The 19,459-nt window shown below is 61.1% G+C and carries 24 protein-coding genes; 20 read left to right on the forward strand and 4 right to left on the reverse strand.

Going from position 1 to position 19,459, the window contains the following annotated elements; translation table 11 throughout:
• Positions 1-9 precede the first annotated feature (9 nt).
• From AOT83_RS05000 to AOT83_RS27595, 3 genes are all read left to right on the forward strand, one after another.
• Positions 10-384: a hypothetical protein gene (locus AOT83_RS05000; RefSeq protein WP_030095021.1), complete on the forward strand. Its 375-nt coding sequence runs from the start codon at positions 10-12 to the stop codon at positions 382-384.
• A gap of 4 nt (positions 385-388) precedes the next feature.
• Positions 389-841 carry a hypothetical protein gene (locus AOT83_RS05005; RefSeq protein ID WP_030095022.1) on the forward strand — a complete coding sequence of 151 codons (453 nt, stop codon included), beginning with the start codon at positions 389-391 and terminating at the stop codon, positions 839-841.
• A gap of 401 nt (positions 842-1,242) precedes the next feature.
• Entirely contained in the window at positions 1,243-1,500 is a 258-nt protein-coding gene (locus tag AOT83_RS27595) for a hypothetical protein (protein WP_125911107.1), read from the forward strand.
• Between the two features lie 16 nt (positions 1,501-1,516).
• Here AOT83_RS27595 and AOT83_RS05015 read toward each other — a convergent pair whose 3' ends face one another.
• Positions 1,517-1,750: a hypothetical protein gene (locus AOT83_RS05015; protein ID WP_234795682.1), complete on the reverse strand. Its 234-nt coding sequence runs from the start codon at positions 1,748-1,750 to the stop codon at positions 1,517-1,519.
• 207 nt (positions 1,751-1,957) lie between these two features.
• Positions 1,958-2,515 (reverse strand): hypothetical protein, encoded by a 558-nt coding sequence (locus AOT83_RS05020; protein WP_052399464.1) that lies wholly within the window; start codon positions 2,513-2,515, stop codon positions 1,958-1,960.
• A 214-nt stretch (positions 2,516-2,729) separates the two neighbouring features.
• Here AOT83_RS05020 and AOT83_RS05025 point away from each other — a divergent pair, with 214 nt between their 5' ends.
• Positions 2,730-4,031: a hypothetical protein gene (locus tag AOT83_RS05025; RefSeq protein ID WP_030095026.1), complete on the forward strand. Its 1,302-nt coding sequence runs from the start codon at positions 2,730-2,732 to the stop codon at positions 4,029-4,031.
• A 2-nt stretch (positions 4,032-4,033) separates the two neighbouring features.
• Here AOT83_RS05025 and AOT83_RS05030 read toward each other — a convergent pair whose 3' ends face one another.
• Positions 4,034-4,846 (reverse strand): TIGR02391 family protein, encoded by an 813-nt coding sequence (locus AOT83_RS05030; protein WP_030095027.1) that lies wholly within the window; start codon positions 4,844-4,846, stop codon positions 4,034-4,036.
• A gap of 228 nt (positions 4,847-5,074) precedes the next feature.
• Between AOT83_RS05030 and AOT83_RS05035 the strand changes: the two genes are divergently transcribed.
• Positions 5,075-5,272, forward strand: a complete 198-nt coding sequence (locus AOT83_RS05035; RefSeq protein ID WP_057965007.1) for a hypothetical protein — start codon at positions 5,075-5,077, stop codon at positions 5,270-5,272.
• 78 nt (positions 5,273-5,350) lie between these two features.
• On the opposite strand, the gene AOT83_RS05040 is transcribed toward AOT83_RS05035, so the two are convergent.
• Entirely contained in the window at positions 5,351-6,400 is a 1,050-nt protein-coding gene (locus tag AOT83_RS05040; RefSeq protein WP_030095029.1) for a CPBP family intramembrane glutamic endopeptidase, read from the reverse strand.
• 208 nt (positions 6,401-6,608) lie between these two features.
• Between AOT83_RS05040 and AOT83_RS05045 the strand changes: the two genes are divergently transcribed.
• The 15 genes from AOT83_RS05045 to AOT83_RS28105 all read left to right on the forward strand — a co-directional run bounded on the left by AOT83_RS05045 (position 6,609) and on the right by AOT83_RS28105 (position 19,107).
• Positions 6,609-7,049, forward strand: coding sequence for a hypothetical protein (locus tag AOT83_RS05045; protein ID WP_131726906.1), 441 nt, complete (start codon positions 6,609-6,611; stop codon positions 7,047-7,049).
• 1,072 nt (positions 7,050-8,121) lie between these two features.
• Positions 8,122-8,316 (forward strand): helix-turn-helix domain-containing protein, encoded by a 195-nt coding sequence (locus tag AOT83_RS27250; protein WP_074247806.1) that lies wholly within the window; start codon positions 8,122-8,124, stop codon positions 8,314-8,316.
• A gap of 103 nt (positions 8,317-8,419) precedes the next feature.
• On the forward strand, positions 8,420-9,124 hold the full coding sequence (locus AOT83_RS05050; protein ID WP_030095031.1) for a hypothetical protein: 705 nt from the start codon (positions 8,420-8,422) through the stop codon (positions 9,122-9,124).
• Between the two features lie 16 nt (positions 9,125-9,140).
• On the forward strand, positions 9,141-11,504 hold the full coding sequence (locus AOT83_RS05055) for a phage/plasmid primase, P4 family (protein WP_057980017.1): 2,364 nt from the start codon (positions 9,141-9,143) through the stop codon (positions 11,502-11,504).
• Between the two features lie 108 nt (positions 11,505-11,612).
• A complete protein-coding gene (locus AOT83_RS05060) occupies positions 11,613-11,891 on the forward strand; it encodes a hypothetical protein (protein ID WP_030095033.1) in 279 nt (92 codons plus the stop codon).
• Positions 11,892-11,925: 34 nt separating this feature from the next.
• Positions 11,926-12,876 (forward strand): hypothetical protein, encoded by a 951-nt coding sequence (locus AOT83_RS05065; RefSeq protein WP_030095034.1) that lies wholly within the window; start codon positions 11,926-11,928, stop codon positions 12,874-12,876.
• A 48-nt stretch (positions 12,877-12,924) separates the two neighbouring features.
• Positions 12,925-13,176, forward strand: coding sequence for a hypothetical protein (locus tag AOT83_RS05070; RefSeq protein WP_030095035.1), 252 nt, complete (start codon positions 12,925-12,927; stop codon positions 13,174-13,176).
• 717 nt (positions 13,177-13,893) lie between these two features.
• A complete protein-coding gene (locus AOT83_RS05075) occupies positions 13,894-14,226 on the forward strand; it encodes a hypothetical protein (protein ID WP_057979729.1) in 333 nt (110 codons plus the stop codon).
• A complete protein-coding gene (locus tag AOT83_RS05080) occupies positions 14,223-16,094 on the forward strand; it encodes a hypothetical protein (RefSeq protein ID WP_057965006.1) in 1,872 nt (623 codons plus the stop codon). The genes AOT83_RS05075 and AOT83_RS05080 overlap by 4 nt, the downstream gene beginning before the upstream one ends.
• Complete coding sequence (locus tag AOT83_RS05085) at positions 16,091-16,720, forward strand: hypothetical protein (RefSeq protein ID WP_030095038.1); 630 nt, start codon at positions 16,091-16,093, stop codon at positions 16,718-16,720. The genes AOT83_RS05080 and AOT83_RS05085 overlap by 4 nt, the downstream gene beginning before the upstream one ends.
• Positions 16,721-16,728: 8 nt before the next feature.
• Complete coding sequence (locus AOT83_RS27600; protein ID WP_030095039.1) at positions 16,729-16,962, forward strand: hypothetical protein; 234 nt, start codon at positions 16,729-16,731, stop codon at positions 16,960-16,962.
• 17 nt (positions 16,963-16,979) lie between these two features.
• Positions 16,980-17,201: a hypothetical protein gene (locus AOT83_RS05090; RefSeq protein WP_030095040.1), complete on the forward strand. Its 222-nt coding sequence runs from the start codon at positions 16,980-16,982 to the stop codon at positions 17,199-17,201.
• 8 nt (positions 17,202-17,209) lie between these two features.
• Positions 17,210-17,731: a hypothetical protein gene (locus AOT83_RS05095; protein WP_125911109.1), complete on the forward strand. Its 522-nt coding sequence runs from the start codon at positions 17,210-17,212 to the stop codon at positions 17,729-17,731.
• A 39-nt stretch (positions 17,732-17,770) separates the two neighbouring features.
• Complete coding sequence (locus AOT83_RS05100; RefSeq protein ID WP_030095042.1) at positions 17,771-18,265, forward strand: hypothetical protein; 495 nt, start codon at positions 17,771-17,773, stop codon at positions 18,263-18,265.
• 338 nt (positions 18,266-18,603) lie between these two features.
• Positions 18,604-19,107: a hypothetical protein gene (locus AOT83_RS28105; RefSeq protein ID WP_230325269.1), complete on the forward strand. Its 504-nt coding sequence runs from the start codon at positions 18,604-18,606 to the stop codon at positions 19,105-19,107.
• Positions 19,108-19,459 lie beyond the last annotated feature (352 nt).

Raw genomic sequence — 19,459 nt, forward strand, 5'->3', positions numbered from 1 at the left:
GGAGAAACCATGGCACAAAAAGAGCCCGCCTCGGCAGGTCAGTGGGCAGGGAGCCTGATATTCGCCGGGGGCCTGGTGGGAGCTTTCCTGGCTGGTCAGGTGGTCAAGAGCGGCGGCATGGCGGTCGGCGCGTTCTGTCTAGCGCTGGTCGGACTGGGAATCTACCTCGTCAGTGTCGTAGGCCAGGCGGCAGCCGCCAACCGTGAGAGGCACCCACGCCCCGAACAGCCGATCGTCGAGGACTACCCCGACGATGACGACACCGCGTTGCCGGAGAAAGGCATTCGTGCCTCGGGGGAGCAAGCAACCGTGCCACGCAAACGCGGCTTCCTCGGCAGCCTCGGTGACGGGACGACCTCACTTCCACACACCAACGATAGGTAATGCGATGAGCCAAAAGCTGTTCCACACGGCATTCGGGGTGCTAGTCGCGGCCAGTGCTGTGTTCGCACCGTCTGCGGGCGCGGATCCTGGCGAGATGAGCGGTCACTACATCGAGACCAGCACGAACCGTGAAGGTGGCGGAACAGTAAGCAATCATTGGTTTTTCACGTCGTGCGGCCAAGACTGTCGCTCGGTGCAGGTGTGCGACAACGAGAAGCATGAAGGCTGCACCTCCGCGCAGGCGAGGCTCACGAAGGGGCGGTGGGAAATGGATGTCTCTCACCTGGACATAGCGTGCCCAGGCGGCGCAATCATCCCCGATGCCACGAGCTTTCACTACACGTGGAACCCGCAGACTCTGGACGGCGTGGGGGAGGGAACCCGCTACGGTCCAGGCTATCCTGGCGGCATCACACCACCGTCCGCGACCATCGACTTCACGCTCAAACCCGCGTGATGACGATGAACGTCAGCACACGTTCCACACTCGGGTCGTGTTTACCTCCTGCGGTTTATGTAGCCCTGATTTCTGCAGAAGAGCGGGAGAGGTGCAATGCCGAGCTGCGTTGCGCCGACTCAGCGAAGTTTTGACATACTCGTTCAGTGAGGTCGCGGCGTAGGGGATCGTTCACGGGATCACGAGCGAAGGCAAGCATCCATGTGCTCGTCGCTATCTTGTTCATCTCGTCATTTGTTGTCGCGGTGATGTACGGAGCTACCGCATGGAATTGGTTCTTTGCAAGTATCGCACTACTGGCTGGGGTGTTCATGCTCCCCCCTGCGCTAACTAGGATCGCGGAACCCCGCAGCAGGGTGTTTGTAGATGCGGGTAGACACACACGCCCAGAAGATCGTCTCGTGCCGTCTCAGACTGCCCGCCGATCGTGGCTCTATTGGGCCATCCTCGTCGTCGCTGGCCTGATGGCATTGGCGGCGATCGCCGATCTCTGTGCCGCTCCGACCCGTTCTGCACATTGGGTGAGCCTGGCATGGTGGCTCTGGGTAGGCCTGGACCGTGCGGAATTAGTGGACGGTTGGCGGTGGGCACGAGGTGCGTCTTCCGAGGAGCTCATCGGCGGGCAGCTCCCCCATAAGGACAAACCGTGCCCTAGCTGAGCGCTCGGGTTCTCTATCAGTGTGTGCCGATGTATTCCGCGAGCGCAGGGTGCAGGCGGTGCCGGGTGTAGGCGCTGTCGGGGTCAGCTCGCCAGAACACGGGCAGATCGTGGTCATCGACAATCTGGTCGAAGCGGCGCAGCAAGTCATCGGAAAGGGGCTGGTTCGGGTTTGCGCGCAGTTCGGTTTGCAGGGTTTTGGGCAGGGCACGCCACACTGCGGCCGGGTCCAGTTCTGTCACCTTGCTCACGCTAGATCAGCGTTGGGCTAACTCGCGAGTAGACGCGGGCGAGGCGGTGGTCTAGTTGCGGCGCGCCCTTGTGCATGGATAGGGCGTGGGGGACACCAATTTGAGCCGGCGTTGTCTCGTCCAGCGTGCGACTAGCAAGTTTGAATACCGACTCCGTGAATCTCCCCGCAATCCCTTGGGGTGATAGCCCTATCTGCGATGGGGCTTTTACTCGATGGTGCTGTCGGTCGGGCCCAGCACGAAACTCCGGGTCCGGTCGTCTTCGGGCAAGGTGGTGTGCACCGTACAGCTGGTGGTGTCAACATCGACCGCGCACGTGCCCGACCAGACGCTGCTGGTGTAGGTGATACTGCTACCTACAGGCAGCGGGTAGAAGGCTGATTCGCCGGTCGGCTCGCTGGCCAGGTAACCGCCTGCCGTCTGTTCGGCGAGGAATTTATCCTTGGTGGTGGCGAATATGCCCGACCCGACCGATGTGGTACTGATGTCTGCCTTATTACTCCCCTCGACACCAGGCAGTTTACCGAAACACTGTGCATAGGCGAACATTCCACGAGAGATGACCACGATCCGGCATAGCAGCCCGGTCGGTGAGGTGAACTGCACACCCCCACCGCCGTAGGTGCTGTAGGTCTGAAAAGGTTTCGGGTCGATAGCCTGATATGCGGAGTAATCAGGAGGGTCAGCAGCGGCACACGGGGCCGTGATGGTTGCCAGCAAGATCGCAGCACCGATACCGCGCGCTGCCCGGAGTCTAGGTGCCATGGGTGGTAAGGCTACGTCCTCGGGTCTGACCTCTGGCGATTGAGTAGCCCAACGGTCAGCGATCATGCGGACCCTTGTATGGCCTCCGATCAAGCTCGATTTGGAGGCATTGGGTCGTTTGCGCAGGCCATCCGGGCTTGTCGGACGAACTCTCTAGTCTCACCGTATGTTGGACATTGGACGTGCGAGCACCACTGTTCGGGTTTGTATCGGGGTGGCTGCTGCTGCGGTTATCTGCCTGCTGCTGATGGCAGTTGTGAAGTTGCTTGGCTGGAACGGCGAACTGCAGCAGCCTGTCCTGAACTTTGTCTACAACTCGGTGCTTGTTCTGTGGGTGATGTGGGCGCTTCGCAAGCGGCTTGTCAAAGGTGTTATCGCCTACCTTCTGTTCTTCTATGCCGTCGCGGGGATGCTGGCATTTAGTGCTGTTGGGCTGGCAGTGATTGAACCCCGTGTCGCTGATGCTTTCGGCACCGAGATTGAACTGGTGATAGACCAATGCCAACCGCGCGGAAGTCAGTACATCTGTGCCGCAAAGACCACAGAGCGTCCACCTCGGGCGGGTGTAGGTACTCTGAGCGGCTTCCATGAGCATGGTGACATCGTGCGCGGGACGTACTACAGCGGGATCTTTGGCGGCTTCGCGGAGGGCGGGCATGCGCCACCGCGTCCAGCGATTGGTTCCTCGCTCGCGGCGGCAGTGGCACTGCTCGCGGGCATCCTCTTGGTCATGTGGGCTCTGGTGAAGGCTCTCCGCACCCCTCGCGGTTCTCCGGTCTGGGAGCCGAAAGACTCGGTATTCGTCAACGCCCGTCTGGAGCCGCTCTTCGGATGGATCGGGCTGTTGGGTGCGGTCGTGGCCACAGCGGTCAGTGGCTATCTCTTCATGGCGCAGTTGGGTGCAGCCAACGAGACCATCACGGCAATGGGTCTGTCGGTGGGTGACTGGATGACCGTGGCCAGCGTGATGGTCGGACTGGTGGCGTGGGGCTACCGGAAAGCCGAGACTCCGTTTGGCAAGAAGGTCATCGCGATTCTATCGAAGGCTACTCGCATAGGATTGTTGTGCATCTGCGCTATTGGTGCGATATTTGCGGTACTGCAGTCAGCGTCACTGTCGAGGCGATTCATCACGACAGCGCCACAAGCCATCTGGGACTCCACCGAGTACATCGGCAGATTGCAACAGGGCTTCACGGTGCCAATGCTGCTGGCCGCTGCCGCGCTTCTCCTTGCCGCGCATCTGATGACACTTCAGTTCTGGGAAGCGGGGGAAGCGCTCAGACAACAGAGCGAGGCGTCGTCGGTGTTCCGTCCTGACATTCAAGAGTTGATTGACTTCTTGGCGGTGCACGCCAACGGCTACGAACGTGCCCGCCTTGACGAGCGGTTCCCCGAAAGCGAGCCCATCTTGGCGCAATTGCACAGCATTGGGCTGGTCGTACAGGTCAGAAAGCGTCCCCGCCTAACGTCGCAAGGCAAGCGCGTCGCAACCAGCAACATCACTGGGACGTAGCATCACAGCGTTTCGCTGGGACGCAATGTCGCGGTGTCGAGTCGGCGGTGAATCATCGAGAGGGTACCCATCACGTCGAGGGCATCTTGTTCGGTCATCGACCATTTAAGGCGCGGTTCATGTCCTGCCGGATTGCGGAAGGCTGCGAACGTGCCCTTAGCGAGTTGGGCTATGCCGCGCTGCTCATTGCGTAGCGTTCGTGTGGACAGGTCATTGAGCTGAACCGGTGGTGTTGCGCCCTCCAAAGCGCTCTCGATCAGATTCCACCCGTCAGCGTCCAGACCGCTCATCGCGCGCAGCCGGTCACCAAGGCCTTTGATGGACTCGAACACCGCTTCGTAGAAGTCGGTCGTCAGCAGCTCGGGACGGCAGTAGCGCAACACCTCTCCGTGTGCGCCTCGGTGGATCAGCCCGGTGCGTAGCCGTGTGCTGCGTTGGGCAGCTTCGGTGTCGGTTGTCGTGCGGGTCGCGATGCCGACCTTGCCGTTGTCGAGAACGCGGTACCCCGATAGCGATAGCACTTGGTTCAGCTCGTCACGGGCGACGGACGCTTTGTCACGGCGAGACAGCGTTCGGTCCGGGGACATCGCCGCATTGATGAGCGCGACCACAGGTCGTCCGTCGCCTTGCTGAGCTTGTTTCTGGCCCATGGCAGCAGCGAGGCGTTTCCACTTGGTGGCACCTTCGCCGAGCGGGTCGGGAAGACGCACCTCGGCCAACAGGCGGGTCAACTCGCTTCCGCTGTACAGCTCTCCGAGGGCATGCGCCACTGATTCGACAGTGCCGAGGGCGAACACGCAGATGGTCTTGGACATAGACGCAGGCTAAGCCCGCGCTCTGACAAGACGAAGGACTCGACACTCCGAGAGCGACGACGCACACCGGGGGTGTTCGGGTCACTAGCGTCTCGTGGAGGCGGACAGGGGCTCGGCATTTTCACGCACGGCAGATGCGCTACGGCGTGTCGCACACAAGATCACGCCGCACTTTTACGCTTCTCGGGGTGGGGACGATAGGCGTCCCTCGGAGAGAGGAAATCGAGTATGTCAGCGACGCAAGTGGTTCCGGTCGCGCCGGGAATTTTCATTGACGAGAACCCGGTCGTGGCAATCGTGTACGACCCCAGCGAGGGCGCGTCGTTCGCCGACGCTGTGCCGCTGGTGATCAACGGGAGCGGGGGTATTGAGGCATGCGAGCTAGGAGGGGAGAAGCTGCGGACGTACACGGGCTCGTGGTCGTGATCGCCTGACCCTGCGGCGTGCAGGGGACTCGACACTCCCAGCACAACGGCGTGTCGTCGGCGGGTCATTGGTGTTGGGCTAAGGCACTGCGGGTTGTGGTGGTGCACTCTTGGATTGACGGGCTTTGAGAATCTCGTCTCGGACATAAAGCACGATGAAGATGATGAATCCGATGACGGCGGCACCCAGTGCTGTTACCTCGGCAAGCAGGATCGGTACCGGCCAGAATCCTTCGAGGTTCCATGTGGATGGGTCGTTTTCCATGAGGTTGTGCATCCCGTGTCCGATGATGATGGGTAGCAGGCTCTTGGTCCAGTACAAGACGGCCAGGCTGATGGTGGACCACACTGCACACCAGGCGAATTCAGCAGAAACGGTTCCCAGAGTGTTGCCTTGGCCAGAGCCGTAGTACACGTGCAAGAGGGTGCGTGCGATCGAGGTGACGGCAGCGACGGTGGCGAACGACTTCCATGAGCGGACGGCTCCGGGGAACAGCAGGAAGGCCACACCGATGTAGACGGGTTCTTCTTCAAGTCCCGCGACAGCCAGGTCGAGTGTCTGTGCGATCCACCCGCCCGTATCTCCTGTGTCCGGGTGCATGTCGGGGTTTAAGGAGGCACCCGTGAGGGCGAGAACGATCTGACGGGGGATCAGCGCGAAGTAGGAGGCGTACGCCACGGTGAGCACGGCCGCAGATGTCATCGCGTACTTGCGTAGTGCAGACCTCGAATCGGTCCGAGGCGGTAGGTGTTCGCGGATACCTCGCGATAGCCAGGTGCGGACCATTATGAATGCCCACAGTGACAGCGCGCCTGTGGCGAACGAGCACAGGACGGACAGGGCCGCAGGGGCGGCTGGTGCACCAGGACCACGGGGGAACGCCAGGGCGAAAATGGCACTGAGCATTCCCACCGCTTGAGTAGAGAGCACGGCGCAGGTGTAGACCAGGAATCGCCGGCTCATCGCGCGGGGTACTGGGCGTAGAAGGGATGTGACGAAGCCGCAGAGGCTGGCGATCTCGACTGCCAGTAGTGTCCCGCCGCGCCAATTGTGGATGCCGTCGATAGTGACGATGGGGACCACGAGAGCGAGCACCGAATAGACACCGAGCTGGAGCGGGAGCCTCATCGTCCACCACCTTTCTGCCCAGTAGGGCGTGATGGACGCAGTATGTCGAACAGCTCTGACACTTCGAGCCCGACGACGGCGCGCCGACAGCGATGACGCACACCGAGGGTGCTCGGGTCGGTAGCGTCTGCGGTATGCGGGGACGTGACAGGAGTCCCTGGAATCGGGAGGGGATCTGATGTTGGATATGCGCGTTATGACGCGGAGGGTGGCTGGAATAACCGCGCTTGTGCTGGTCGGGTTGGGAAGCGCGGCGTGTAATTCCGAGAAAGACCCGTCATCTGTCGATTTCAAAGACCCCTTCTGGTCGAGCCCTCCCCTGGTCGATTACACGGCGCAGGACTATCAAGACAAGGTGGACTTGGACAGCAGGAAGAGCGGTGGATACACCTGGGAGCAGGCAGTTTCACGCTGCTTCACCAGCGTGGTCGAGCGCAATCTCGCCGCCGTGCGCGTCCAATCGGCCATTGACCGCGACGACCAGGCACGCAAACTCAAGCAACTACCGTCACAGACGATTGCCGAGGTGCCAATTCCGACACCAAGTCTGCACGCTGCTATCGCGAGTGACCCTGGTGTGAGCGGTCACGACCTCACGAAGTGCTTCACGGTGATCTACACGAACAAGTCACTCGCCAGTCCCCGATAGCACCCAATCCAAGGGCATTGGGGGACTCGACATCCCCAGCTCAGCGGGTGTTGTCTGCGCTATCGGACAAATCGGACATCCTCACGGAAACTTGAATCGGCCCCTGGAACGCACGGGGGTTGGTGGGATGAATCCCCAGGTCATCGTGTTCATTGGTCCGAGAGTCCGCGATATCGCATGTCTAGGTGGCCGGACGGAGCCGAATCCGGCAGTCCATCAGCGACCTACATGTCCTGTTTTCGCAGCTCAAAGGCTAATCGGACAATTCGGACACTTCTGGCTCAAGTTACACAGGGTCTGGAAATTCTCTCTCCCTAATGCGACACGCCGTACGACACGCCGAGAATCGGAAGATGGAGAATTTCCAGACCACATGTAACTTCGCTGAATCTTGTCCGATTTGTCCGATTCTCGGGCTAGCAGCAGTGCGGGCATCCGCACGAGCATGTGGGTGAGATGTATCTGGGGTTGTCGACTTTCGACGGGGTGAGGTATCTCAGAGCATCACGTGCCCTGGCGTCGAGCGCCGTAGCGGGATCGTCTCCCCGGCAGATGCTCCCTCCGCGCACCACGCCGTCTTCGTAGTTCCACTGGTTGTCTTGAGGCATCTTGGTCCTCCTTGGTCGAGGGCTCCCTGGTGGAGCCCATCGGGGTGGATGGTGGACTCCACTCCGTCCTGGCGACGAACGCGGCGCGTGATGCGCACCCCCGAATACCGCTATGTGACCAAGGTCACATTCGATTGTCTAGCGATGCGAGGTGTTAACACCCGGCACACCCTCGCGGAACCTTGAATCCGTTGTCTTTTGGCGAGTTTGAGCAGCCGCTTCGTTCCTTATCCCCGTTGAGCTGCGCTTTTGTTGGCGGGGACACCAATCCCCGCTGTGCCCTAAGGCGAGGCTCCAGGTCATTCAGCTAACTCGAACAGGGAGGGTGTTCGAGTGCTCAAGAATACACCCATATGGGTGTATTCCAATGCGTAACAGTTGATTTCGAGCGGACTTCACGTAACAGTGTGGTTATGTAAGTCGTACGAAACCCGTACATCTAGCAACTAGGAAAGGGGCACCTGATGACCGCAGTGTTAGAACCAGTCGCTTTGCGAGACCGCGAGCGCGCTGCCGCTTATCTGTCCATGACAGTCCGCCGACTCGATGACTTGCGCCGAAGTGGCGCAATCCGAGCGGTTCGCGACGGAAACCGTTGGAAGTACACGACTTCGGCGCTGGATGAGTACGTGGACTCCCTGCCCACCAACGCCGCTTAGACCCTCAAAACAAACGGGACCGGTAACACCCGCCTAGACAACGAGTACCGGTCCCGATATCCACCGACCACGCCAGCAGTACGAGTAGATAGGACAAAGATACATGAGCACTCCCTATGCGACGCCCGAAGCGCGCGAAGAAGCCGTGAGTCGCTGCCAGACAAGGCATATCAGCACCAAACATTCCGCCCTGTCCGATGCCGAACGCATTGAACTCGCGGAAGCCGCGCGCCGCAACGCCTTCCTGTACCGGGCGCTCGATGATGAAGATCTTCCCAAAAATGTTGTCCCCGAGGCGCATTACCCCTGGTCCTATGACTTGTATCAAGGTGTTTGTCGGGTGCATGGGGTGCTTCGCCGGTTGGTGGTGGCGCTGGAGAAGGCCGTTGCGATGGGCAGTGTGATGCCCGTGCAGGTGTGGGCTGAGGTGCATCCCGTGCAGGTCCAGGGTGACGATCTGGAAGGTATCACGCTGGCGGTCTACAGGTTCTTGGGATGGCCAAACCCGCTGCTGGTGCCCGAGGAAGACGGATCAGTGGTAGACGACGAGCCTGAGTCGATCACCGTTGAGGATCTGCTGCGTATTGCGAGTGCTTGCTGGACGGGTTACGGCACCGAGTATCTGGACACCGTGGCGCGGGTGCGGCCGGACAACGCCGACGAGGTGGTCGGCGCGGTGACCATGGCGATGTCCGATGTGCATGTGCTGGTGCGGAATTTCCGCGAGTGGGGGCTGTTTAGCCACGCCAACGAGCTGGAGAGCGCCTTGGTTTCGATGGGGCATACCCGGCAGATGCACGCGGAGTAACGGAGGGTGAAACATGATGTCCGAAAACACTTCTGAGGGCGCTGCTGCTGTCGAGTTGCCGGGGCAGCCGCTGACCGTCGAGGACTGCGCGATGCTGCTCGAAGGTGGCATTGGCGCTGAGTACCTCAACGCCGACCCGGCTCCACTCATCCGCAGCGCGGCAACATCCACGGATTTGCGGTTGTTCCCGAGGCCGGGAATGGATGCGACGCCGTGGGATTGGGTGCCCGACCCGGCTGGCATTCTATTCGGCTGGCAGGACGTGAACGGTGTTGTCGAGTGGCAGTTCCGTCCCCACAATCCGCCTGTCGGCGAAGACGGGAGGGCACGAAAGTATCTGTTTCGCAAGGGCGCGGCAGCGCGGTACGCGATTCTGTCTAGCGCGGCCGGAGCCGAGCGGGCCTGGGTAGTCGAGGGAACGAAACAGAGCCACGCTGTGGCAGCCGTGGTCGGCGAGACCGACGTGGTGATCGGGATTCCCGGCTGCTCGGGCTGGTCGGCGGGCGGCTGGACGCTGCCGATGGAAATCGCCACGCTGCTCACGGGCAAGGTGGTGCTCATCGCGCTGGACGCCGACGCTCAGACCAATCCTGCGGTCTATGACGCCGGGGTGAAACTGGCTGACCGGCTTTCCGCATCAGCGTCAGTGAGCTTCGTCCGCACACCTGGTGGCGGGTCGAACGGACTGGACGACTACCTGGCGACACTTGATGTCGAGCGCCGTGCGGGAGCCTTGGCTGCCCTGGCCAAGTCCGCCAAGGGGAGGCCCGCCCGTCAGCGTCCGAAGGCGAAGCTGCGGGTGGTACACGACGATGAACGCGCCGAAGGCTCAAGCGGTGACGGTGAGTCTGACGGTGGCGGTGTTCAGGAGTGGATGTTCACCGAAGCAGGCAAGCTACGGCCGGACACCATCGCCAAGCATGTGCTTGCTGAGCGGCCAGTGGCCGAGGGTGGCGGGCAGCTCGCGGTGTATGAGGGTGGCTACTACCACTTGCACCGCGACGCCGTGACCGCACTAGTGGGAGACCTTCTGCGGGATCAGTACAACTCCGGCCACGAAACCAACATCGAAAAGCGGCTGTTGGGTTTGTGTTTCGAACGCAAACTCTCCCTGCCGAACCGAGCCAATACGGCATTGTTGAACTGCGGCAACGGAATGCTGGACTTGGAGACCGGCGAGCTGTTGGAGCATGATCCCAAGTACCTGTCCACCCGGCAGGTCGCGGTGGACTGGGACCCAGACGCCAAATGCCCCAGGTATCTGGCGTGGTTGGTGGACCGGGTGGGCGAGGCCCAGGTTCCGGTGGTCGAGGAAGCCATCAGCCAGTTCCTGAACCCGAGCCGCACCCCATCCAAGGCGCTGTTCCTGTTCGGTCCATCCCGCAGCGGCAAGTCCACGATGCTGCGGCTGGCCAAGGAAATGGTAGGCGGGGAGGACGGCGGACACGTCTCGGCGGTGAGCTTGCAGCAGCTCAGTGATGACAAGTTTGCGGCGGCAGAGCTTTTCGGCAAGACGCTGAACATCGGAGCCGACCTTCCCAAAGACCATATCAAAGACCTGTCGGCGTTCAAGATGCTTTCCGGGGATGACCCCATCACCGCCAACCGCAAGTACGGCGCAATGCTCACCTTCCGCAACAACGCATTGTTTCTGTTCTCGGCGAACACGATTCCGACCGTGGGTGAAGAGTCGAGCGCATACCTGAATCGCATGGTGCCTGTTGTGTTCCCGAAGACTTATGCGGGCAGTGAAGATCCGCGTATCGAATCAGAGTTGCTTGAAGAGTTACCGGGAATCTTGGTGCGGTGGGTGCGGGCATACCAGGCGTACATGACACGCGGCTACGCGTTCGCGAACGTGCCTTCGCGGGTGGCCGAACACTTCGGTGCCGCGTCTGATCGTGTCGCGCGGTTCATCGCCGAATGCTGTGTGGTGGGTGTTGATGTGCCCTCGACGCGGCAGACCGACGTTGCTCCGGCGCGGCGCACTTTCGGGCCGGACACCGTGTCGGTCACGGCAACCTATCCCACCGGCACGCCGGTCAACCTGACGCAGCTGCACGCCGCGTTCGGCGATTGGGTGGCAGATGAGAAGGCGGGCTCGATGGGACGCAACACGTTCGGCGTGCGGGTCAAGGCCCTGCCGGGTGTTCAGGTGGTCCGCCGCGCAGACACCGACTACTTGAACGTCGCAGTCAAGCCCAAGGAGCAATGGACACAGGCGGGCGGAATCGAAGACCTCATCGCGATGGTCGAGCAGCCCATACACCCAAAATCTCCGATGAGCCAAGCAGTGAGTGGAACTTTTGGAACTTTTCCCATCGAAACCGGAGTGCGGACAAAACTCTTTTCGGCCACAGGGCCATTGGGGAGGAGATGAAAAGTTTTGTGTGCGACAGGTGCTCTAGGAGCAAAGTTCCAAAAGTTCCACTCACACACGTGGAGTCCGCATGTGGCATGTACCCGAAACTCTCGAAAGGACAGCAGCATGACCATCGAACATGACGACTACCCCGAGCTTCCGCCACTCCCGGTGCCGGTCCAGCTCGCGTGCCAGTCCATCGAACCCGAGCATCTCCTTCTCCCAAGGGAAGACATGCAGGTGCTCGCTGATGTCGGCCACGCAATTCATGCGTTCGTAAGCCGTTGCATCCCGCATCTCGACACCGAGACGGTGGAGATGACCACCTACCGAGCGCTACTCGCGGTCCAGGGAGTTGTCCAAGACGCCTGGATGGCCGGCGGGGACGTGACAAGCCGTGAGTAGCGAAATGTTGAGTGACGCAGGGACACTGATTCCCATGAAGGAGAGCGCCCCGATGCTGTCTGTGGTGCCGACCCGCGCTGCGCGGGTCTACTGGACCTTGTGTGCTGTCGTGGGTGGCGTGCTCACCGTTCTGGTGAATGTGGCACATGGTCTTGGCATGGTTCCTGCGCCGCACACGGTGCCTGCCGGTTTGGTCTCGGCGGTGCCGCCGCTCATGACCATCGCCCTCTTTGAGGGGTATTTCATCGCCAAGCGTTGCGCTCCCCAGCGGGTGCTCCGCGTGGTGATGGGCGCGGTCATCGTGCTCGGTGGAGCGGCGTTCAGCATCAGCTACACGTCCATCGCCATGTTCTTGAACCGCCAGTCCGGCGACCTTCCGAAGTGGACTGGTTGGGTGATGCCTGCTCTCCTGGACATCTTCGTGGTGGTGTCCGCGTATGTCCTCTATGTCTTGTCCAAGCACTCGATTCAGACTCCGCAGACCTCCACCGCGCCGAGCACCTCAAACCGCTGGCGCAGGCTCGCGGACGCCGCGACCGCCCGTGCCGAAGCCGCCCTGGCAACCCCCACATCGTTGCAGGCAGAACCCCTCGTAGAGGTTCGTGCAGGCTCCACCGAGCCAGTCTCGGACGCTCCCACTGAGGCAGTCGCGCCCTCCGCAGAGCCCGCCACGACACCCGCCGTGGAGACGCCACGGACGCGCACAAAGCCCGCCGCGAAGCCTTCCGTGGACGCCTCGCTGGAGCCCTTCATAGACACCGCGCAGCGGCTCGTGGACGGGGGTGTGGTGGCTCGTAAGACCGCTGTCGAACTGGCTCGGGTCATCCGTGGCATCGAGCAGGGTATGACCGACAACGCCATCAAGAGCGCGGGGATCGCCTCGGCCAGCACGGCGTCGAAGGTGCGGTTGGCTTGTTCCTTGGACGCTGGTGATGATGGGCAGCCATCAGCCTCCGAACCCGGCAGAGTTCTCACAGCGGTCTAATTTGCCGTCATGTAGACAACGGCCAGATGAGGTGGAACCGTTTTCGCCATGACCGACCAGGACGCCACGATCACCTTCATTCCTGCTCCTCCGGGCTTGACTGTTCTCAATGTTGGCGAGGTGTACCCGATAGCGGCGCTACGGGTGAAGCAGACAGCAGACTCTGTGGAAGTCACTCCGATGATTCTGTATCCCGGTAAGAACTTCCTCGTCGCGGTGCCCGCTGACATGGCGAAGTACGGCATGTCAGCGGACTGGACGCCGAAATCGACTGACAAACAACTTCCTGGGATTCACTAACCCTCTCCGACACCGGTTTCGTAAGGCCGCGTGGAAGACCGTCCGTAAGACGACTTGGAAGATGGCCCGTAAGACGGTCCGTAAGATTCCCGAGCCTCTTGATTTTCATCGGGCACACACTCCTATATGCCCTGCTAGAGAACCCCTTCGCACGCCATCATGAGTCCGTCCGGTCGCCCTCCCGCAAGACCCCGTGGAACGCCTCCCGTAAGACGGTCTGGGAGCCCAATTCCCCGGCCCCATAACGCCTTCTGGCGACCAACCTCCCCATCTCGTAAGCCGTGTGTGCCCCAATCCGTCAGATCAACTGATCCTCATCGACCCGCCAAAAACTTTTCTTGCCAAAAGTTTTTGGCCTTGCGGCGAACTTCTAGCTCACCAAAAACCTTGTGAGCTGCGATATTTCAGCATTAACACCCTCCGGTCAGAGTTGGTCGAAATCCTCTGACCTGCATGAATGGCGAGCCCTTGCCGCCAGTCGCACTCTCTGCACTCAACGAAACCCCAGTTCAGCGGGCATTCTAATGCATATAGCAAAGTCAACTGTTAATGTCAGAGTAACAGAAAGCACTGGTAGGCAAGCAATTTGGTGTGAATCCTGCTTGACATGGCAAAGAGTCGGATTAGACTCATTAACGACGAACTCCCCTAACTCCGTTCGTCGGATTAAGAGAAGGGGCCTCGCAAACGGCCCCAGAAAACCAGGAGGTGAGCACGATGGGCAAGTGGATCGGTGCTGTGATCCTGGGAGTTCTGGGTCTCGGGTCGATTGGCCAGTACCCCTTGGTTGGCTTTGGGATGTTGGGTGCCGCTGGACTTTTGATCTGGATGGGCATGCAGTCCCGCCAAGCTGTCCGGATTGAGCGGTCTCGACCCACAGCCGCGCGCCAGGCGCGGCAGGAAGTCCAAGCAGAGGTCAACGAGGCGCAACGCGACGCGAATCGTCAACTGCGCCGGGAAGTCGCGCGTGCCCGCGCACAGGCCCAAAGGAACGTCGATGACGCGGTGGCGCGTGTGCAGGCCGAGCAGTCTCAAAGGTGGATCGCATGACGCGCCAGCAACGCCGTGCGCTCCGGGCCCGACGCGCCGAAAAGCGTGAGGACTTCCTGTGGCAGCGCTCGGTCAAGCAACAGGACTCGCGCTTGGACGCTATCGAGCGGGACGCCGACCAAGCTGAGCGCGAGTACGAGAAGCTCTCCGAGAAGGTCGCGGCTATCGAGTCGCGAGCGCGCCAGGACATCGAAAAGGCGGTCGCGGAGATTGTGCGTCAGACCGCGTCCGAAGAGAAGCGCGTGTTGAGCGCGCCACTCACGCGGTACGCGGGAGCTGGGCATGGACGCCCGCCGACTTGGGTGTGGCACATCAAGGCCACGATGCCTTCTGGGCTCGCCCAGCGAGTTGGAATCAGCGGACAAGGTGGTGGTCCGTTGCTGGTGCTGCGGCCTGGTGGAGGAGTTGCTGAAACCGACTTGGCCCCCAATGTCATTCGTGCTGAGATGCCCGAGTTGGCGCATGACGCGGCGTTCGTGGGATGGGCTGATGGGGTGCTCGCGCTGCTTCCCGAGGTCTCCGTGCGGTACAGCATCTTGGAGCTTTTGAGGAACGACGACCGGATGGCCGGACTGCTGGAAGCCGCTGGGATCACGTCATCGAGCACCGTCTCGGAATCGGTGCAAGGCGTCTATGGAGTCGTTGACAGAAAGGTCACGACAGCTGTCGTTCCCTCGCTGAGCGATGCATGGATCACCCGTACGGGACTTCGGATGGTGTTCGCGCATCAGCCAGGAAAGAGCGCGAAGGACTGGAACTCCAAGCTCGACGCACTCCGCGCGGGGCTCAAAGCGGCGGGGCTCGACGCATCGAACTTCAAGATTTCTGATGGAACGGATGGAACGGTGGTACTGCATATGAACGACGTGGACCCCTTCGCGGGCACTGCGCCTGAGAGTGGCACGTTCGACTCCGAGCGTGGCCGGTCGCTCCTCGGTATCACCGAGTCCGGTGAAGAATGCTGGATCACCTGGGCTGGTTCCAGTGGTCTCGTGGTGGGTGGTGTACCCGGTTCTGGAAAAACAGCGTCCTTGCTCCCTGTCTTCTCGGGCATGGCCGAGATGTGCGAGCTGCATGTCTTCGATGGCAAGGCCGGGTTCGATCTTCACCCTTTGCGGCACATCGCGAAGACCTACGATCGCTCGGGCGATGTGACGGCTCCACTCGAAACGCTTCGACGCCTGGACGCCCTCCGGACCGCCCGTGCCGAAGCACTGTACGAGACGTTGAGCGCCAGTAACTTCTGGAATCTCACGCAAGTTCAGCGCGACCAGCTAGGCGTAAAGCCTGTCTTCATCGTGCTCGACGAATGTCAAACATGGCTGGACACCAGCGGCATGGACAAGGAAGAGAAGTCCGTGGCTGATGAAGTTCGGAAGCTCGTCAGGACGCTCGTACAAAAGGGTCGGTCGGCGGGAATCGTCGTCGTCCTGACTACTCAGAAGCCGGATGCCACGAGCATTCCCACAGTGATTCGCGACAACGCCGCGTTGAAGATCAGTTTCCGCGTGAGCACTCCCGAGCAAGCCGTCACAGTGCTCGGTCGTCAAGCACCTGGTGCTCCCGACCCGACAGAAATCATGATGTCCACGAAGGGCCGTGGAGTCATGGAGACCGAGGGGATGGGCATCGTCCTGTTCCAGGCGGGCTACCGCGATCCGTCCGACCTGGATGCTGAGCTGGCTCAGCACAAGCCCGTCGAGAGCCAGTCCGCTGTGGCCGCACGGCTCCTCAACCGAACCGAAAAAGCTGCGTTGTCTGCTCCGCACACCCGCCCTTCGGCTTCGCCTCAGTCCGCGTCACGTCCCACCGCACCCGAGACCGGCGAGGACACGGAACCGACTGGATTGGAAGGATTTTCGCTATGAAGCGATTCGTCGTGGGGATTGACGCCGTAGTGACTGGAGTGTCCGTGTGCGCGTTCGTGGAGGGCGCGGACACCCCGGTGACTAAGTTCGTGCCCGCTCCCCGCATCGACAGCTTCGACGTGATGCATCAGGTCGTCCGGATGATCGTGACAACCAATTCGGTGATGGAATCCATTGCCAAGTCGGGAACGCCCGCCCTGGTGGTGATTATGAAACCAAGCATGGGTGATGCCCGGAAAGACACGTCCGCGCCCCGCCGCATGATGCTCGCTGGCGACATTCAGCGCCGCCTTGTGGAAGCCGGAATCCCAGTGGCTGAGGTTTCCTCGATGACGCTCGTCAACTGGCTCATGGGTAGTGGACGTAAATATCCGCCAAGGGATTTCGGCCCTCTAGAGGCCGCTATCCAAGACGCCTGGCGTCCGAGTGGGCTGGATGACGGCTTCCGTTTGACGACAGTCGGAGTGGCCGCTGCGGCAGCCGTGATAGCTGGAATCCCGACGAGGAAGGGTGTCGAGAACTCCAGCTTGGCGGCTCTACAGGAGATCAAACTTCCGCAGGGCTGGGACCTCCCGGCAAGGGCGAGTGAGTGGAACTCACGCTTCACGAAAACGCAAGTGGCATAGGAGGAAGAATGGATACCAAAGCAGCGGCAACCAAGTACATCCGTGGACTGACAGATGGAGCTGCGTTGCATTACATACTGGTCTCGATCCTTGTGGCCGTAGATGGCCACGGAAATATTTCCGTGTTTCAAGTAACCACCTTCGAGACCGCTGCTATGGCTGTTATCGGACTTGTGACGACTGTGACCCTCATCGTGCGGCTGCGGCGATCTCAAAACAGTCAACTTCAGAATCGAAAGTGACAGCAGGAGAAGGAAGAATGGACACCAAAGCAGGGCAGTGGATCGGCAGTTTGATGTTCGCAGGTGGGCTCGTGGCGGCGTTCCTGTCAGGCCAAGTCGCCAAGGATGGCGGGCAGGCCGTCACATGTTTCATCGTGGCAATCGTCGGATTGATCATCTACCTGGCGAGTGTGGGCCGTTCGCTCTCAGAGCACGCGCGTGAGGCCGAGCGGGACGACGATCAGCGGGGGCGGCGATGAAGCGCCGCATGGGGTTGGTGACCGTCGCCGCGTTCGCGGCGCTCCTGCTGGTCGGGTGCGATGGTGGTGGGCGTGCTGTGACCGCCACACCTACGACGACGACGAAGGCCGCGCAGACGCTCTCGCCAGGGTTCCGGGAAAGTTATTGCCCGATCAATCAGGCGACGCAAAAAGCGTGCCGAGACTACGACGCGGAGGCGGCGCACCCCAAGCCGCAGCCTCAGAAGAAGCGAGGCGCACCTCTGATGGCCTGGCTTCTGATCCCAGCCGCACTTGGCGCTGGTTGGTGGGCGCTGGCACCCGTGCGGGAAGCCCGCGCAGCGCGACAGGCCGAGATGGAGGCGCAATTGCGACGTGACCGTGATGAGGATGAGGTCGAGGACTACCCGGAGGACTACCCGGAGGACGATGACGACTTCACTTACGAGGACGAGACACCCGTCGCGCCGGTCGCCGCGCCCGAACCCACGCCCGCACCTCCCGTAGGGAATCTGCTGAGTTCACTGCGACAGCAGCAGCAGAACTCGTGACAGAAGCATCCGAAGTTAACACAAGGACAGGGAAGAACAATGAAGCACTACAAGGTTATTGGAGCAGTAGCAGCCGCGACCATCGCGGTCGGTCTGTCTGCGTGCAGTTCCTCGGACACGGACTCCGAATTGGATCAGAAGGGTCGGTTCCCGATGGAGGAGCCGTGTCAGCATTCGAGCGCCCCTGATCCATATGACTTGCGTCTTGGATCCACTCTCAAGACTGATGATCACTGCACGGTGATGCTCACCAGTGAGCCGGGCGCAGGCGTGAGCCCCGAGCAGGCCCGGAGGATCGTGTACGACGCCCGCCGCAAAGCCGAAGGGGCTGAATGGCGCATCGCCAATCTCGTCACTTTGGGTACCCGGACTATCGACGCGGCTCCCGCTGATCATCGCACGGCTCTCATCGAGCGGTTCCGGGGCCGGGTTGCCGAACAGGTCTACCGTGCGAATCAGGATCAGGCCGGAAGCGGCCTGGCTCTCGGCGGGAAACCCCAGCCCGGTTTCGAGATTCGGTGGGTGCAGAAGTGATGAAAGTCCTTGTTGTCGTGCCCGTCACGATGCTCGTCCTGCTCAGTGCCGCGTGCACTGGGCAGGACGAGCAGCCCACGCCTAACACGACCACGAGTCCGGCCGATCAGCCGAGCGCCAGCCCCGCACTGACTCAAGGCTGTGCGGAGGGCCAGGCGCGTGTGTACGCAGAAACTGAGTGCCTGCCGACTCATGGGCCTGCGCCAGTGTGCATCTGGACTCCTCATGGGGACACCACCGGGTGCGGTCTGGTGGCGGGCTCGCCCCCGGCAGGCACCCTCATTCCAGGGCCAGGAGACTGGTCTACTGGAGAGATACGGACGAAGTAGCCTGTTCTCATGGTGAAATCGGAATCTCGACCGGGCGCAACGAAGCTCGCCGTCATGGCCATCGCGGTGTCCCTCGGGGTGGCCGGATGCTCGACGGCCACCACGGCATCGAGTCAGATGGGGGACACCAGCGCCACGACATCGACTCAGACGCTGGTGGACGTGAGCGCCGTGTGGGCGAGTCACCCGATGCCTGAGTGCCCGAAGCCGCCGATTAAGCGCAATGGCGGGGCTGTACCGCCTGGAATCGAACTGCCAACGGAATCAACAGTGTCGGACATTCTCGGCGGTGTGAAGAGTCCCGCGACCGAAGAGTGGGTAAGGGTCAAGTTGGGTTGGGTTACTCAGGAACTTCTCGCAGCACGCGCGGACATCATTTCGGCGAATGCTCCGGGGGATGACTCAATGCTGGAGGGATTCAAACGGTACGTGAGTCACGTGCGCGATGAACTTCAAGCAGGGCATGACGTTTCAAATCCCATCGACAAGACTTATCCCGAAGGATGTTCGTAGAAACATGGCCCCACAGCTTGATGTTGAGAAGCCCGCCGACGACCCGTTCGCCCTCATCGGCCCTTCCTGGCCGGTCGAGTCAGAGTCGGCGTACCACTCGGCTGAGGTGATGGCCGACGACGCCTCGACTACTGCGCAATCCCAGGCTCAATCGGTGGCAGACGCCGAAGGAAAGATGACCGGTGAGAAGGGTAAAGCGGCGGATAGCGTTTCGGATGGATATGGGAACGCCGCAACACATCTAGGTGAGCAGAGCCAGAATTTCGCTGCAATCTCAGCGTGGATGACGGACGCGGCGGGCAAGATTCGCGGAGCCAAAAAGCACATCGCTAATCTCGTATCGGCAGGGACA

Source organism: Mycobacteroides sp. H001 (genome assembly GCF_001440005.1).
Lineage (GTDB): Bacteria > Actinomycetota > Actinomycetes > Mycobacteriales > Mycobacteriaceae > Mycobacterium > Mycobacterium gwanakae.